This window comes from Pseudomonas sp., from assembly GCF_030690725.1.
GTDB lineage: Bacteria > Pseudomonadota > Gammaproteobacteria > Pseudomonadales > Pseudomonadaceae > Aquipseudomonas.
Window position 1 is genome coordinate 16,432 of the sequence record NZ_JAUYGD010000067.1, and the last position, 13,882, is coordinate 30,313.

Sequence of the window (13,882 nt, forward strand, 5' to 3'; positions counted from 1 at the left end):
TAGGTTGGGTTGAGGAGCAAAGCGACGAAGCCCAACGAGACATGTCAATGCCTGTTGGGCTTCGCTGCGCTCAACGCCAACCTACCCATGCCAATACATGCTTTTACAGCACGCCGGCTTTTTTCCAGGCTAGATAACTGCTTACCAACTGCGGTCCCAGCTCGCTAGGCCGTGCATCGAGCACCGGCACCTTGTTGGCAATCAGGCGTTCGTGCAGGCCGGCGCGGGCGTTCAGGTAGTCCAGGGTGCCGCAGTAATCCAGGGCGCTGGAGAGGTCCTGCACCGGGGTGTGGCGCAGAGTATCCAGCACTTCCTCACGCAGGCTGGCGACCAGCACGCGGTGCTGGCGGCTCAGCCGTTTGACCGCACCGAGCAGTGCCTGATCATCCTCATCACGCAGGTTGGTCACCAGTACCACCAGGGCGCGGCGGCGCTGGCGGCTGAGCAGGTTTTCCACTGCGGCGGTGAAGTCCGCCGGTTGCTGGGTGCTGCGCAGGTCGTACAGCGCATTGAGCAGGACATTCAGCTGCGCCTGGCCTTTGACCGGAGCAAGGAAGCGGTTCTGCTCGCCGGCAAAGGTCGACAGGCCCACCGCATCGCCCTGGCGCAGCGCCACGTAGCTGAGCAGCAGCGAGGCGTTGAGAGCATGATCGAAATGCGACAGCTCGCCATCCTGGCTGCGCATGCGCCGGCCGCAGTCGAGAAGAAAGACGATCTGCTGGTCGCGCTCGTCCTGATACTCGCGGGCAATCGGTGTGCGTTTGCGTGCGGTGGCCTTCCAGTCGATCTGCCGCAGGGTGTCGCCGTCGCGGAATTCGCGCAGCTGGTGGAATTCCTGACCCAGGCCGCGACGTTGCTGCTGGCGCACACCAAGCTGGCTGAGCCAGTCATCCACCGCCATCAGTTGCGCGCCGTACAGACGGGCGAAATCCGGGTAGACGCGGGTTTCACCGGCCACTGGCAGATAACGTCGGGCACGCCACAAACCCATGGGGCTGGGCAGGCTGACTTCGCACTGGGGGAAGTGAAAGTGTCCACGCAGCAGCGGGCGCACCCGGTAACTGACCTGGGTCTGTTCGCCGGGATGCAGATCGACCTTGAGCGGCAGGTGCTCGAAGGCCATATCGCCGGGCAGATGGTCGAACACTTCCACCTGCAGCGCACGGGTGTAGCTGTGGTGAAGATTCAGCCGCACTTCGCTCCAGCGCCCCAGCGGCAGGTTGCCGGGTAGCTGGCGCTCGATGCGCGGCGAGGGCACTTGGCGCAGCAGCAGGGCGTCGATCAGTGTCAGGCCGAGCAGCACCAGCAGCAGGCCCCAGTAAATCGGGGTGAAGCTGCGCGGCACGGCAACGCCCAGGGCGCTGCAGATACCCAGAGCAATGCCGAGAACGAACAGGCCGGCGAGCAGCGCCAGCAGCGCGCGCGAGGGCTTCATGCGGGGGCGCCTTTCAATGCGGGCTTTTGCCGAGTACGGGTCATAGACGCGGTGCCGGAACCTGATCTAGCAGTTGTTGCAGCACCTGATCCACCGACAGGCCTTCGATATCCAGTTCCGGCGACAGGCGCACGCGGTGGCGCAGTACGGCCAGGGCGCAACCCTTGATGTCATCCGGTAGCACGAAATCACCGCCGCGCAGCAGGGCGCGGGCACGGCCGCAGCGTACCAGGGCAATCGAGGCGCGCGGCCCGGCGCCAATGGCCAGGCCTGGCCAGGTGCGGGTGGCGCGGGCAATGCGCACGGCGTAGTCGAGCACTTGTTCGTCAATCGGCAGGTCGCTGGCAATTTTCTGCAGCGCCAGTACATCGCGGGCCTGCAGCAAGGTGCGCAGTGGGGTGACTTCGAGCATGTCGGCTTTGCTCGAACGCGCCACCTGACGAACCATGTTCAGCTCTTCGCTCTGCTCGGGGTAATCCATGCGCAGCTTGAGCATAAAGCGGTCAAGCTCGGCTTCCGGCAGCGGGTAGGTGCCTTCCTGTTCGATGGGGTTCTGCGTGGCCAGCACCATAAAGGGCTGCGGTACATTCAGGGCGCGGCCTTCCAGGGTGACTTGGCGTTCCTGCATGACTTCCAGCAGCGCGGCCTGGGTCTTGGCCGGGGCGCGGTTGATTTCGTCCGCCAGCAGCAGGTTGGTGAACACCGGGCCCTTGCGCAGTTTGAACTGCTCGCTCTGCAGGTCGTACACGGCGTGGCCGGTGACGTCGCTGGGCATCAGGTCCGGGGTGAACTGGATGCGTGCGAACTCGCCGCCAAAGCAGCGCGCCAGGGCGCGTACCAGCAGGGTTTTGCCGAGGCCGGGCACGCCTTCGACCAGCACATGGCCGCCAGCGATCAGGGCGCTGAGCACGTCATCAATCACCGCCGTCTGGCCGATCAGGGCTTTCTGCAACTCCGCGCGCAGCGCCTGAGCCAATTGGCTGGCGCGCTGGCGCTGGGCATTCGGATTGGCCGCAGCGACTGCTGGTGCTGGTGCCGCAACGGGTGCCGCAGCCGGGGCCTCGGTGACGGGCTCAGTGGTTACGGCAGCAGGTTCGATTGCGCTTTCCGGTTGTTCGGGTGTGTGCTCGCTCATAGGGCATTCCTGAGGGTTTGCAGGTTGGCGACCTGGCGGGTGAAGTCGGCGGCGGCCAGTCGCTGTTTGGGCAACGGCCGCATGGCTTGGCTGATAACGCTGGAAGGCTGGCGGGTCAGGCGGCTAAGCACCTGCCACTGCTCGGCCACGGCGAGGCGTTCGAAACCGGGGTGACGGTGGCGCGCGCGGCGCTGAATATCTTGCTGCAGGCCTTGTAACAGGCTGTGCTGGCCGTTGTGGCGCAACAGAAAATCGGCACTGCCGCGCAGGTGTTCCTGCAATTGGCGGCGATTGCGGCTGGCGGGCAGCAGCAGCGGGCCCTGGCGCATGCCCAGATGCCATAGGCCGAATGCCAGCAACAGCGCCAGCGCGACCAGCGCCTGGGGGAAGTGTTCGAGCAGCAGGCTAAACAGGTCATCGCGGTCGGCGCGGTAGAGCAGGGTGACCTGGCTGTCCTGGGTCATGTACCAGAGCAGCCAGGCGTTATCGTATTCGCCGATGCCCTGGTTCTGCCAGATCCAGCTGTCGCTGACTACGCTGATCAAACCATCGCCATGGTAGAGCTGCAGCAGGTGGGTGGCGGCATCGCTGTTGGCCCAGGCGTGGGCGCGGTTTTCGGCATCGTAGAGGTGGAAGTCGGTGTCGAAGTTGAAGTAGGCCGGCGCCTCTTCGTTTTCCAGATACAGCTGGGTCAGTTCCGGGTAGGCGTTGCCTTCGTCTGCCGCGGCCTGGGCTTCTTCTGGCATGGGCTCGGTTGGCTGCTCGGCGTCGTGTTCGTCCTCTGCTGCGGCCTCTTCATCCGCCGCTTCGCTGGCGTCCTCATCGAGCTCTTCGCTCTCGTATTGCTGGATGCCCAGGCTGTCGAGCAGCAGATCGCCGCTTTTGCCTTCCTCTTCATCCCACAGCCGTTCGGCGACAAATAGCAGGTGGCCGCCCTTGGCGGTCCAGGCCAGCAGGCGTTCGGCCTGTTTGGGTGTCATGCGGTTGCGATCACCGAGCAGCAGCAGGGTCTGGCCGGCGCTCGGCAGGTCTTTTATGACTTCCAGGCCATCGGCGCGCTGCACCTGCAGGCCTTGCTTGCGCAGGAAGTGCTCGGCGGCGAGATAAGGGTTGGCCCGGGCCTCGGGATCGGGGCCGTGTTTGAGGGTTTCCTGATAGGGCGTGAGTTTGCCCAGCAGGTAGATACCGAGCAGGCCGAGTACCAGCAGCAGACCCGCGCCGAGGAAAAACTGGATGCGCCGGTTCATGCCTGCGCCCCTTGTTCGAACAGGCGCCGCCAGGCATTACACAGGCCCTGTTTGAGCGCCGCCGGCGGTAGGCGATGGCCGTAGGCGAGGTTCTGCCAGTGGCGAGTCAGGGCCTGGCTGAAGTGGCTGAGGTCTTTCTGCTGCAGTGCCTGCACCAGTTGCAGCACTTCGGCTTCGGTGTGCGAGCTTTTCAGCGGCAGGCGCTGTTCATGCAGCATGCGGCTAAGCAGGGCACGGTAGAGCAGGCCGAGGGCGGCGCGCGGCTGTTCATCCCAAAGCCGTTCAACCTCGCCTGGAATATCGGCGGGCAGGCTTTGTGGCGCGACTTCCAGGCCGAACAGCTGTTCTGGCGGCTGATAGGTGCGCGCTTGCGGCAAACGCAGGCGCCCGGCAAAGGTGCTCAACCAGTCGCGGTAACGCCACAGCAGCCAGGCGATCAGGCTGAACAGCGCGGCCCACAGCAGCACTTCGAAGAACAGCGCCACGCCATCGACGCTTTTCCAGAACTCGGTAAGTTTGAAGAATTTTTCCAGCAGTTCGATCAGGGCCTTGGCGTCTTCCTCGCTTGGTTCTTTGGGCTCTTCGCCGAGGCGCCAGCGGGTAACGGTTTCGCGGTGTTCGAAGGGCGGCTGGTCGAGCAGTTGGCCGATGCTTTCCTGCGCTTCCAGGCTGGTCAGCGGTTGTTTGAGCAGGCGTTCGGCCTCTGGCCCCATAGGGTCTTCAATCGGCAACGGGCAGCTGTTTGCGGTTGTGGCGGCCATGGCGCTGCTTGGCACTTGCATCAACAGCAGGCCGCAGCCCAGCAGCAGGGCATACGCCACGCCGGTCAGGCGCTGGCGCAAGCGGCGGAATACCAGTTCGATATCCCAGGCTTCCAGGGCGGTGCGGCGGTTCAGGTAGAGGGTGAAGCCGCAGGCGACGTAGATCGGCTCCCAGAGGATTAGCAGCAGGACATAAATCAGGTTGGACAGGTGCTCCAGCCACAGCCATTCGCCAGAAGCGGCATTGATCAGGCTTTCCCAGGTCCAGTTCAGCTCTATCTGTGCCGGCAGGAGCATGTAGAACAGGCTGATGATGCCGAACCACAGCGCCATTTCCAGGTGTACGCCGACGATGGTGAGCCAGCTGGCGCCGCCGGCATCGCGCTGGCCGAGGACGATCAGGCGTTGGCTACGGGCTTTGCCGGACAGCCCTTCGAGCTGCATCACCGGCAGGTCGAAACTGCGCGTAGGGCTTAGCCGGCGCCAGGTCAGGCTGGCCAGCAGTTGTGGTTTGAGCAAGCCGGGCAGGGCTTTCAGCGCTTGCTTGAGGCTCGGCGTGGCGCCGAACAGGGCGTGCGAGAGGATATACAGCGGCAGGCGCTCGTAAGCCGGTTTCAGCCACCAGAAAATCAGCAGGGCGATGCTTGGGTAATCCCACAGCAGCAGGCACAGCAGGGCAAAGATTGGCACGGTCACCAGCGCCCAGCTGGCCATTAGCAGGCCGGCGTGCTGCTTGGCCAATAACACGCCGAGGTCAACGGCTTCCCAGGCGCTGCGCGGGCGAATGGCGACGCTGGCATCAGTCAGGCGCATGCACACCTCGGCCAGCCAGCAACAGATAGCTCAGCACTAACAGCCAGAGTGCGCCGCCGACTGCGTATTTGATCGCGGGGCTGGCCAGGTCCATGGATGACCAGTAGGCCTCGATAAACGCCGCCAGCAGCAGAAACACGATCACCCCGCCGACCAACCGCACGCTGCTGCCAGCCGCTACGCGCAGGGCCTCGCCGCGTGGCAGGCGCCCCGGCACCAGCAGTGCCCAGCCGAGTTTCAGGCCCGCCGCACCGGCCAGAGCAATGGCGGTCAGTTCGAACGCGCCGTGGCCAACGACGAACGACCAGAAGGTTTCGCCATAACCAATCTGCGTCAGGTGGCCGGCTACTGCGCCAATCATCAGGCCGTTGAACAGCAGGAAGAACAGGCTGCCCAGACCAAACAGCAGGCCACTGGCAAAGGTCTGAAAGGCGATGCCGATGTTGTTCATGATGTAGTAGCCGAACATCATCCAGTCATCGCCGGAGTCGCGTTCGCTGAAGCGGCCGATGCGTCTGGCGTCGGGGTCGTACATCTTTTCCATCTCGGCCACTTGGTCGGGCGCCATCACCCCGTAGACCAAGTCGGGGAAGCAATACACCAGCGTGCCCATCAGCAGCAGGCTGCCGAAGAACAGCAGGCTGGCGGCCACGACAAAACGCCACTCGGCGCGCACCAGGCGTGGAAATCCGGCGAGGATAAACCCGAGTAGTTGCGCCCCCAGCGGGCTGCGGTGGCGATAGAACTGCTGATGGCCGCGCATGGCCAGCAGCTGCAACTGCTCGATCAGGTGGCTGCTGTAGCCGCGGCTCTGTGCCAGGGCCAGGTGCTGGCACAGGCTGCGGTAGTCGGCGGCAAAGGCCTTGCACTGCTGGCTGTCGGCCTTGCCGCGCTCAAGCGCTTCGAGCTGCGTATTAAAGGCTTGCCAGTCGGCCTGGTGCTGGTTCTCAAACAGGCTCTGTTTCATGTCGGCCCCAACAAACCACGGGCAATACCGTGGATCTGCTGCTCGGCCTGCTCGGCAGGTACCTGCAAAGGTTCAGCAAGGATGCTTGCCAGCTCCTGACGCCGTGCACTGGACAGGCTCTGCGCGCGCTCGGCAAAGCTGAGCAGGGCGCGCTGTTCACTCAGGCTCATGCTGAAGGGCGCGCGCAGGGCTTCAGCTTGCGGCAGTTCTGGGGTTGTTGGGGCGTTATCGCGATAGACCACCAGCGTGCCCGCGGCGATATCACCCAGGCGTTTGAACGCCGGGTGATTAAGGCAGCTGAGAATGCCCAGGGTGTAGCCAAACGGCAGGATGTCGACGAAACGCAGCAGATTGCGCGTCAGTGAGGCGGCCCAGCCAATCGGTGTACCGTCGTCATGGATCACCCGCAGGCCCATCATCTGCTTGCCGGGCGAGCGGCCCTGGTTGAGCACTTCAAACAGCACCATGTACCACCAGGTCACAAGAAACAGCAGGATGGTGCCCAGGCCCATACCGAACTGGCCGAGCAACGCCAGCACGGCAAACATCGCGCCGAGCAGCGCACCGCGAATCAGCAGGTCAATGCTGAATGCCAGCGCGCGCGGCACTACACCCGCCGGGCGCAGGATCAGGTCGATGCCTTCCGGTGTTTCCACCTTATAGCGGGTATCCAGCAGCGGGCGAGCGGCGACTGAAGCAGGGGTTGGCGTGGGCGACATCGGCAGACTGCGTCGAGGAAAGCCCGATGCTAGCCAGCAGCAGGCAGGGAAGCAACCGGCTCAGTGATCTGAACCGGCGCAACGGGGCTATTTAGTGAGGATTATTGCGGCGCGGGCAATACGCCGAAGATGGTGCGATAGAGCACACCCATGGCGATGACAAACAATGGAATGGTCCAGACCAGGCCAACCCCCAGCGGGATTGCGCTGACCAGTGTGATCAGGCCGAGCAGCAGGAACAGGCCAAAAACCTTGAACCAGCGCTGGGTAATCGCCTTGCGCGAGGCCTCCAGGGCTTGCCACGGCGTCAGGCCGCGTTCAACCACCAGCGGAATGGCCAACATATAGGCGATGGCCAGGTACATGCCGGGGATGATCAGCAGGAACATGCCGAGATAAATCAGCAGCATGCTGATAATCGCGGTAATCACCAGCGGTACGGTGCGACCGAAGTGGCTGAAGATGTCATTGAAGCTGATCGGTTGGTCGGCGGCGCGACGGATACCGATCATGTTGATCCCGGCCATAAAGGGGTAGGCCAGGGCCGAGGCCAGAATGCCGATGACCAGTTCGGCCACGACCGCGAGCATCGGGCTGTCGCTGACCACGCCCAGCAGGCCGAAGAATCCGCCAATCAGGAAGGATGCCGTCAGTAGCACGGCGTAGAACACCAGAAAGCCGCCGATTATGATGCCTTTGGTGCCTTTTACCCGCTGCCAGGCTTCGCTGAGCAGGTCGCTGATGTTGAAGTCGTAGCCACGGCTCAAGGCTTCTTCGATGCTTGGCACCTGGCTGTCGCGTGGCGCTTCCTGCAGTGCGCTGGCAGGGGCTGCGTAGGGATTGCTGGGGTTGATATCACTCATGGGGCGTCCTTGTGCAGAGTGGTTATTCGAGTTTCCCACTTTAGTCGTCGCCAGGACACCCTACAAGGCGCGGACCCCACGTGGGGCGTGCGCTGGCGCAAGGTTTTGCGCTTATCTGCGTGATGTTGCAGGGTGGTAGACTGCCTGCGCCTCAGCATCAGGACATAACTGTGACTTCCAGCCTCTTTTGGTACGACTACGAAACCACCGGCATTGACCCGCGGCGCGACCGGCCGCTGCAAGTCGCGGGGATTCGCACCGATGAAGACCTCAATGAAATCGCTGAGCCGCTGAATATCTACTGCCAGCCCAGCGACGACATCCTGCCGCATCCGGCAGCCTGCCTGGTGACCGGGATTACCCCGAGCAAGCTGGCGCAGCATGGCCTGGATGAAGCCGAATTTATGAGCCACGTGCATGCTGAGCTGTCGCAGCCCGGCACCTGCGGGGTGGGCTACAACAGCCTGCGTTTCGATGATGAGGTGACGCGCTACAGCCTATACCGCAACTTCTTCGATCCCTATGCCCGTGAATGGCAGGGCGGCAATAGCCGCTGGGATCTTATCGATCTGGTGCGTACGGCTTATGCGTTGCGCCCGGAAGGGATCGTCTGGCCGGAAGAAGAGGGGCGGGTGACGCTCAAGCTGGAGCGCCTGACCGCGGCCAACGGCATCGAGCATGGCCAGGCCCACGATGCGCTGTCCGATGTACGAGCCACCATCGCCCTGGCGCGACTGCTGCGCAGCAAGCAGCGCAAGCTCTATGACTATCTGTATCAACTGCGCAGCAAACAGCGCGTGCAGGATCAAATACGCCTGTTGCAGCCTCTGGTGCATATCTCCGGGCGTTACGCCGGGGTGCGACATTATCTGGCGGTGGTGTTGCCGCTGGCCTGGCATCCGCGTAACCGCAATGCGTTGATCGTCTGTGACCTGCAGGCCGATATTTCGCCGCTGCTCAATGAATCCGCTGAGACATTGCGCACGCGCCTGTACACACGGCGCGATCAATTGGCTGAGGGTGAGTTGCCGGTGCCGCTGAAGTTGCTGCATATCAACCGTTGCCCGGTTGTTGCGCCGATGAATGTATTGCGCGCGGAAGATATTCAGCGGCTGCAACTTGATGTGCCGGCTTATCAGGCGCAGGCCGAACAATTGCGCGGTAATCCTGGGCTGTGGCAGGACAAACTTGCCCAGGTGTATGCCGAGGAGCAGTTCGCTGCCACTCAAGATCCTGAGCAACAGTTATATGACGGTTTTATTGGTGATCGTGATCGCCGGCTGTGCGAGCAGGTGCGACGTGCCGAGCCACAGCATTTGGCCGAGGCAGTTTGGCCATTTGATGATGGGCGTTTACCGGAGCTATTGTTTCGTTACCGGGCGCGCAACTTTGCCGCGAGCCTGAATGCGGAAGAGCAACAACGTTGGTGGACATTCTGCCAGCAGCGTTTGAGCCGGCCCGAATATGGTGCGCCGAACACGCTCGAACAGTTCAGCCAGGCGCTTGCCGCGGCACTTCCGGATATTGGTGCGGAGCAGCAAGCTGTTTTGCTGGAGTGGCGGGAATATGCAGAGCAGTTACGCCAGCGTTACGCCCTGTAATTTGTGGGGATAAATACCAAGTGCGCTGCTGAAACAGCGCCCATAAAAAACGCCAGCATCGCTGGCGTTTTTATTTAGAGCGTGTCGCTTGCGCGGCAGGCTTAGCCCAGCAGGGTTGCCCAGCCTTCAACGACGTCACCGCCCCACTTGGCTTTCCACTCTTTCAGAGTCTTGTGGTTGCCGCCGTTGGTTTCGATAACTTCACCGGTGTTCGGGTTTTTGTACTGCTTAACTTTACGTGCACGCTTGGTGCCAGTGGTTTTGGTGGCGCGTGTGGCTTTGCTGCCTTTGGCGTCCGGGTCGAGCATGGCAATGATGTCGCGCAGCGACTTCTGGTACTCACCCATCAGGGCGCGCAGTTTGCCTTCAAATTCCAGTTCTTTTTTCAGTTTGTCGTCTTGCGACAGGTTCTTCAGGCGGTCTTGCAGTTCTTTGATGGCTTCTTCGGTGGCGCGATATTCATTGATCAACGACATGTTGGGGTACCTGTATTCGGGATTGGCGATTAAGTGATAGCAATAGTAGTCAGGCACTTTTCACAAGTAAACCGCTTTATCGGTATTTTTTATGAATTGTATTGTTAAGTAACTTGTAGCAGGCCTTTTCTTTTGTTGTATGCCTAGTTATTCACCAGTTATCGCTGTGGTGTTTGCGCTATTTGCCTGGTGAGCACTGTTCGATCTTGCGCTATTGCTGTGCTGGCAAGCGCTGTTTGAGTACTGCAGTTTTTTCTGGCTGTGACTAGAATGGCCGACTTTATTTGAGTGCTGGAGCCGTTGATGCGTACTTTTCGATTGGTCATTGCCTGTCCGGACCGGGTCGGCATTGTGGCCAAGGTCAGTAACTTTCTGGCCACCTATAACGGTTGGATTACCGAAGCGAGCCACCACTCGGATAACCAGAGTGGTTGGTTCTTTATGCGTCACGAGATTCGCGCCGATTCGCTGCCCTTTGATCTGGATGGTTTCCGTCAGGCTTTTGCGCCGATTGCCCGTGAGTTCTCCATGGAGTGGCGGGTGACCGATTCGGCGGTTAAGAAGCGTGTAGTGCTGATGGCCAGTCGCGAATCGCACTGCCTGGCCGATCTGCTGCACCGCTGGCACAGCGATGAGCTGGATTGCGATATCCCCTGTGTGATTTCCAATCACGACGACCTGCGCAGCATGGTCGAGTGGCATGCCATTCCGTACTTCCATGTACCGGTTAACCCGCAGGATAAGCAGCCAGCATTTGATGAAGTGGCGCGCCTGGTGAAAGCCCATGCGGCTGACGTGATTGTGTTGGCGCGTTATATGCAGATTCTGCCTGCGCCACTTTGTGCGGAGTTTTCCCAGCGGGTGATCAATATTCATCACAGCTTTTTGCCGTCGTTTGTCGGGGCCAAGCCGTATCACCAGGCGTCGCTGCGTGGGGTCAAGCTGATTGGTGCGACCTCGCATTACGTGACCGAGGAGTTGGACGCCGGGCCGATCATCGAGCAGGACGTGGTGCGCGTCAGCCACCGCGATAGCATCGAAGAGATGGTGCGCCTGGGGAAGGATGTAGAGAAGATGGTGCTGTCGCGTGGTCTACGCTATCACTTAGAGGACCGAGTGCTGGTGCACGATAACAAGACAGTGGTGTTCGACTGAGGTGCATGTTGCGGTTCGGTTCAGTACAGAAAGAGGGATTTACTGATGCTCAAGTCAATCAAAGTACGTGATTACATGACCCGCAATCTGGTGACTTTCCGTCCTGAAATGAACCTGTTCACCGCCATCAATCGTTTGCTTGAACACCGTATCTCCGGCGCGCCGGTGGTCGATGGGCAAGGGCATCTGGTGGGTTTGTTGTCGGAGGGCGATTGCTTGCGCGGCATTCTCTCCGGCGCTTATTACGAGTCGGCGGGCGGTGATGTCAGTGCCTATATGACCACCGAGGTGGAAGTGATATCGCCCGAGGCGGACATTATCGAAATCTCCGAGCGCTTTCTGCGCGGTCGGCGTCGGCGTTTGCCGGTGGTCGAAGAGGGCCGTTTGATCGGGCAGGTCAGCCGCAGTGATGTACTGCGTGCGGTCAAGGAGTTTGCCCAGCATGATGAAGGCCACCTGGCGCTTAACTGAAGACTGGCGAAGCACGTTGGAGGTGTTATGACAGATCCGCTTGCGCGTGGAACATCCAGCGCGCCACCGGTGCTCGGCGAGGGTTGTACGCAGCGCTATGACCCCCAGGCGCTTACCCCCGAGGACGGCACCGAATTTGCCGAGGCCGCCGAGCTGTGGCGGCAATTGCAGCAAGACCAACAACCGCGAGTGAATAGCGACAAGCAGAAATAAAAACGGGGCGCTCAGTGAGCGCCCCGTTTGTTTACCGCTGGGGTTAAATGCGGAAGCTATCGACCAGTTGTTTCAACCGGCTGGCCTGTTGCTCCAGATCACCACATGCACGCAGGGTGGCATTAAGGTTTTCCACGCCTTCCTGATTGAGGGTGTTGATTTCGGTGATGTCGACGTTGAGCGATTCGATCACCGAGGTCTGTTCCTCGGTCGCGGTGGCCACTGACTGGTTCATGCCGTCGATCTCGCCGATACGTTCGGTCACGCTGCTCAGGCGCGCGCCGGCCTGGTTGGCGATCTCCACGCTTTCTTCGCTGTAACGCTGGCTTTCGGTCATGGTGGTGACCGACTCGCGGGAGCCGACTTGCAGCTCCTCGATCATCTTCTCGATTTCTTGCGCCGACTCCTGGGTGCGGTGGGCCAGGTTGCGGACTTCATCGGCAACCACGGCGAAACCACGGCCGGCTTCACCGGCGCGCGCGGCTTCGATGGCGGCGTTGAGCGCCAGCAGGTTGGTTTGCTGGGAGATGCTTTTGATCACCTCAAGAATCTGTCCGATGTTCACCGTCTTGCTGTTGAGGGTTTCGATATTGCTGCAGGAGGCGCTGATCTTGCCGGACAGTTCATTCATCGCCTGGATGGTTTTTTCCACAACCTGGCGGCCGTCTTCAGCTAGGTGACGCGCGTCAGAGGCTTGATTTGACGCGTCGGCAGCGTTGCGCGCGATCTCCTGAGCGGCGGCGCCCAGTTCGTTGATCGCTGCGGCCACGCTGTTGGTGCGGCTGGCCTGCTCGTCGGAGTTGATCATCGACGAGTTGGAGGCGCCGACCACCAGTTTGGCCACTTCATTGACCTGGCTGGTGGCGGATGACACTTCGCGGATCGAACTGTGGATACGTTCGACGAACTGGTTGAACGCGCTGGCCAGGCGGCCGAACTCGTCGTTGGACTGAATGGTCAGGCGCTTGGTCAGGTCGCCCTCGCCCTGGGCGATGTCCTCCATGGCTTTACCCATGACATTCAGCGGTTGCATCAGCACGCTGATCAGCATGCTCAGCAGCAGCATGATCAGCACTACGGCGATGATGGTGGCGACGATAGCCGAGGCGCGGAACTCGCTGAGCATCGAGTAGGCCTTGGCTTGGTCGATGGACAGGCCGACATGCCAGTTGACCGAGGGTAGGCCTTTGACCGGAGCGAAGGTGAGAATGCGCGTCTCGCCATTGAGCTCCGCCTCGCTGAACTCGCCGCTGATCCGTGGCGTGTTTTTCGGGTAGACCTCGCTGAGGTTCTTCATCACCAGGGACTTGTCCGGGTGCACCAGGATCTTGCCGTCAGCGCTGATCAGAAAGGCATAACCCATGCCGGCAAAGTCCAGCGAGTTGATGATCTCGACCAGGGTATTGAGGCTCAGGTCGCCACCGACCACCCCGGCTGCTTTGGCGGGCGTGGCGATAGTAATGATCAGTTCGCTGGTGGCGGCGTCGACATAGGGCTCGGTGAGGGTGCTACCGCCTGCGGCCATGGCGTCCTTGTACCAGGGGCGCTGGCGTGGGTCATAGCCATCGGGCATGTCTTCGTTCGGGCGCATGGTGAAGCTGCCGTCGGCGCTGCCCAGGTAGGTGAAGGCAAAGGTGGAGGCCAGCACCTTCTGTTCCAGCAGGCCGGTCAGGGCGTCGCTGGAAGAGTCACGGGCGACCGATTGGGCGACGTTTTCCACCAGCAGGATGCGACCTGACAGCCAGTTGGCGATGTTGCTGGCGGTGACATTGCCCATTTCGTGCAGATAGCTTTCCAGATCATCACGGATGGCGTTGCGTTGCAGGTAATCGTTGTAAAGCGTGAACAGCGAGAATGCGGCAATCACCACCAACGAGGCGGCGAGCAGAATCTTGTGGCTGAACTTCAGGTTGTTGGTCATGGCTTCTTGCGTCCGGTGAGTTCTGGCATCAGTCTTGAGCTGATGTAAGGCAATGGCACCGCCGACAGTGCGGCGATGCTGACTATGTCGGCTTAGTTGCAGTAA

The 13,882-nt window shown here is 61.1% G+C and carries 13 protein-coding genes; 4 read left to right on the forward strand and 9 right to left on the reverse strand.

Annotated elements, in window-relative coordinates; genetic code table 11:
* Positions 1-103: 103 nt before the first annotated feature.
* The 7 genes from Q8O69_RS16785 to Q8O69_RS16815 all read right to left on the reverse strand — a co-directional run bounded on the left by Q8O69_RS16785 (position 104) and on the right by Q8O69_RS16815 (position 7,940).
* Entirely contained in the window at positions 104-1,435 is a 1,332-nt protein-coding gene (locus Q8O69_RS16785) for a DUF58 domain-containing protein (protein WP_305593365.1), read from the reverse strand.
* A gap of 40 nt (positions 1,436-1,475) precedes the next feature.
* Positions 1,476-2,570: a MoxR family ATPase gene (locus tag Q8O69_RS16790; RefSeq protein ID WP_305593366.1), complete on the reverse strand. Its 1,095-nt coding sequence runs from the start codon at positions 2,568-2,570 to the stop codon at positions 1,476-1,478.
* A complete protein-coding gene (locus tag Q8O69_RS16795) occupies positions 2,567-3,817 on the reverse strand; it encodes a DUF4350 domain-containing protein (protein WP_305593367.1) in 1,251 nt (416 codons plus the stop codon). Before Q8O69_RS16795 ends, Q8O69_RS16790 begins: the two co-directional genes overlap by 4 nt.
* Positions 3,814-5,391, reverse strand: a complete 1,578-nt coding sequence (locus Q8O69_RS16800) for a DUF4129 domain-containing protein (RefSeq protein WP_305593368.1) — start codon at positions 5,389-5,391, stop codon at positions 3,814-3,816. Before Q8O69_RS16800 ends, Q8O69_RS16795 begins: the two co-directional genes overlap by 4 nt.
* Positions 5,378-6,358, reverse strand: coding sequence for a stage II sporulation protein M (locus Q8O69_RS16805; RefSeq protein ID WP_305593369.1), 981 nt, complete (start codon positions 6,356-6,358; stop codon positions 5,378-5,380). The genes Q8O69_RS16800 and Q8O69_RS16805 overlap by 14 nt, the downstream gene beginning before the upstream one ends.
* Positions 6,355-7,077 carry an RDD family protein gene (locus tag Q8O69_RS16810; RefSeq protein WP_305593370.1) on the reverse strand — a complete coding sequence of 241 codons (723 nt, stop codon included), beginning with the start codon at positions 7,075-7,077 and terminating at the stop codon, positions 6,355-6,357. The genes Q8O69_RS16805 and Q8O69_RS16810 overlap by 4 nt, the downstream gene beginning before the upstream one ends.
* Before the next feature lie 101 nt (positions 7,078-7,178).
* Complete coding sequence (locus Q8O69_RS16815; RefSeq protein ID WP_305593371.1) at positions 7,179-7,940, reverse strand: hypothetical protein; 762 nt, start codon at positions 7,938-7,940, stop codon at positions 7,179-7,181.
* Between the two features lie 170 nt (positions 7,941-8,110).
* Between Q8O69_RS16815 and sbcB the strand changes: the two genes are divergently transcribed.
* Complete coding sequence (gene sbcB / locus Q8O69_RS16820) at positions 8,111-9,541, forward strand: exodeoxyribonuclease I (protein ID WP_305593372.1); 1,431 nt, start codon at positions 8,111-8,113, stop codon at positions 9,539-9,541.
* Positions 9,542-9,642: 101 nt separating this feature from the next.
* Here sbcB and mvaT read toward each other — a convergent pair whose 3' ends face one another.
* Entirely contained in the window at positions 9,643-10,017 is a 375-nt protein-coding gene (mvaT, locus tag Q8O69_RS16825) for a histone-like nucleoid-structuring protein MvaT (protein WP_305593373.1), read from the reverse strand.
* Between the two features lie 303 nt (positions 10,018-10,320).
* Between mvaT and purU the strand changes: the two genes are divergently transcribed.
* The 3 genes from purU to Q8O69_RS16840 are packed head-to-tail and all read left to right on the forward strand — an operon-like array spanning position 10,321 to position 11,856.
* Positions 10,321-11,172 (forward strand): formyltetrahydrofolate deformylase, encoded by an 852-nt coding sequence (purU, locus tag Q8O69_RS16830; RefSeq protein WP_275960869.1) that lies wholly within the window; start codon positions 10,321-10,323, stop codon positions 11,170-11,172.
* A 45-nt stretch (positions 11,173-11,217) separates the two neighbouring features.
* Positions 11,218-11,643, forward strand: coding sequence for a CBS domain-containing protein (locus tag Q8O69_RS16835; RefSeq protein WP_160013327.1), 426 nt, complete (start codon positions 11,218-11,220; stop codon positions 11,641-11,643).
* A 27-nt stretch (positions 11,644-11,670) separates the two neighbouring features.
* The gene (locus Q8O69_RS16840; protein ID WP_305593374.1) at positions 11,671-11,856 is read left to right on the forward strand and encodes a hypothetical protein; all 186 of its coding nucleotides are present in this window, start codon (positions 11,671-11,673) and stop codon (positions 11,854-11,856) included.
* 43 nt (positions 11,857-11,899) lie between these two features.
* Here Q8O69_RS16840 and Q8O69_RS16845 read toward each other — a convergent pair whose 3' ends face one another.
* Positions 11,900-13,777 (reverse strand): methyl-accepting chemotaxis protein, encoded by a 1,878-nt coding sequence (locus tag Q8O69_RS16845; protein WP_305593375.1) that lies wholly within the window; start codon positions 13,775-13,777, stop codon positions 11,900-11,902.
* Between the last annotated feature and the right edge of the window lie 105 nt (positions 13,778-13,882).

Coding starts and splice junctions, on each gene's coding strand:
- Q8O69_RS16785 (WP_305593365.1), bottom strand. CDS start 1,435: ATGAAGCCCTCGCGCGCGCTGCTGGCGCTGCTCGCCGGCCTGTTCGTT.
- Q8O69_RS16790 (WP_305593366.1), bottom strand. CDS start 2,570: ATGAGCGAGCACACACCCGAACAACCGGAAAGCGCAATCGAACCTGCT.
- Q8O69_RS16795 (WP_305593367.1), bottom strand. CDS start 3,817: ATGAACCGGCGCATCCAGTTTTTCCTCGGCGCGGGTCTGCTGCTGGTA.
- Q8O69_RS16800 (WP_305593368.1), bottom strand. CDS start 5,391: ATGCGCCTGACTGATGCCAGCGTCGCCATTCGCCCGCGCAGCGCCTGG.
- Q8O69_RS16805 (WP_305593369.1), bottom strand. CDS start 6,358: ATGAAACAGAGCCTGTTTGAGAACCAGCACCAGGCCGACTGGCAAGCC.
- Q8O69_RS16810 (WP_305593370.1), bottom strand. CDS start 7,077: ATGTCGCCCACGCCAACCCCTGCTTCAGTCGCCGCTCGCCCGCTGCTG.
- Q8O69_RS16815 (WP_305593371.1), bottom strand. CDS start 7,940: ATGAGTGATATCAACCCCAGCAATCCCTACGCAGCCCCTGCCAGCGCA.
- mvaT (WP_305593373.1), bottom strand. CDS start 10,017: ATGTCGTTGATCAATGAATATCGCGCCACCGAAGAAGCCATCAAAGAA.
- purU (WP_275960869.1), top strand. CDS start 10,321: ATGCGTACTTTTCGATTGGTCATTGCCTGTCCGGACCGGGTCGGCATT.
- Q8O69_RS16835 (WP_160013327.1), top strand. CDS start 11,218: ATGCTCAAGTCAATCAAAGTACGTGATTACATGACCCGCAATCTGGTG.
- Q8O69_RS16840 (WP_305593374.1), top strand. CDS start 11,671: ATGACAGATCCGCTTGCGCGTGGAACATCCAGCGCGCCACCGGTGCTC.
- Q8O69_RS16845 (WP_305593375.1), bottom strand. CDS start 13,777: ATGACCAACAACCTGAAGTTCAGCCACAAGATTCTGCTCGCCGCCTCG.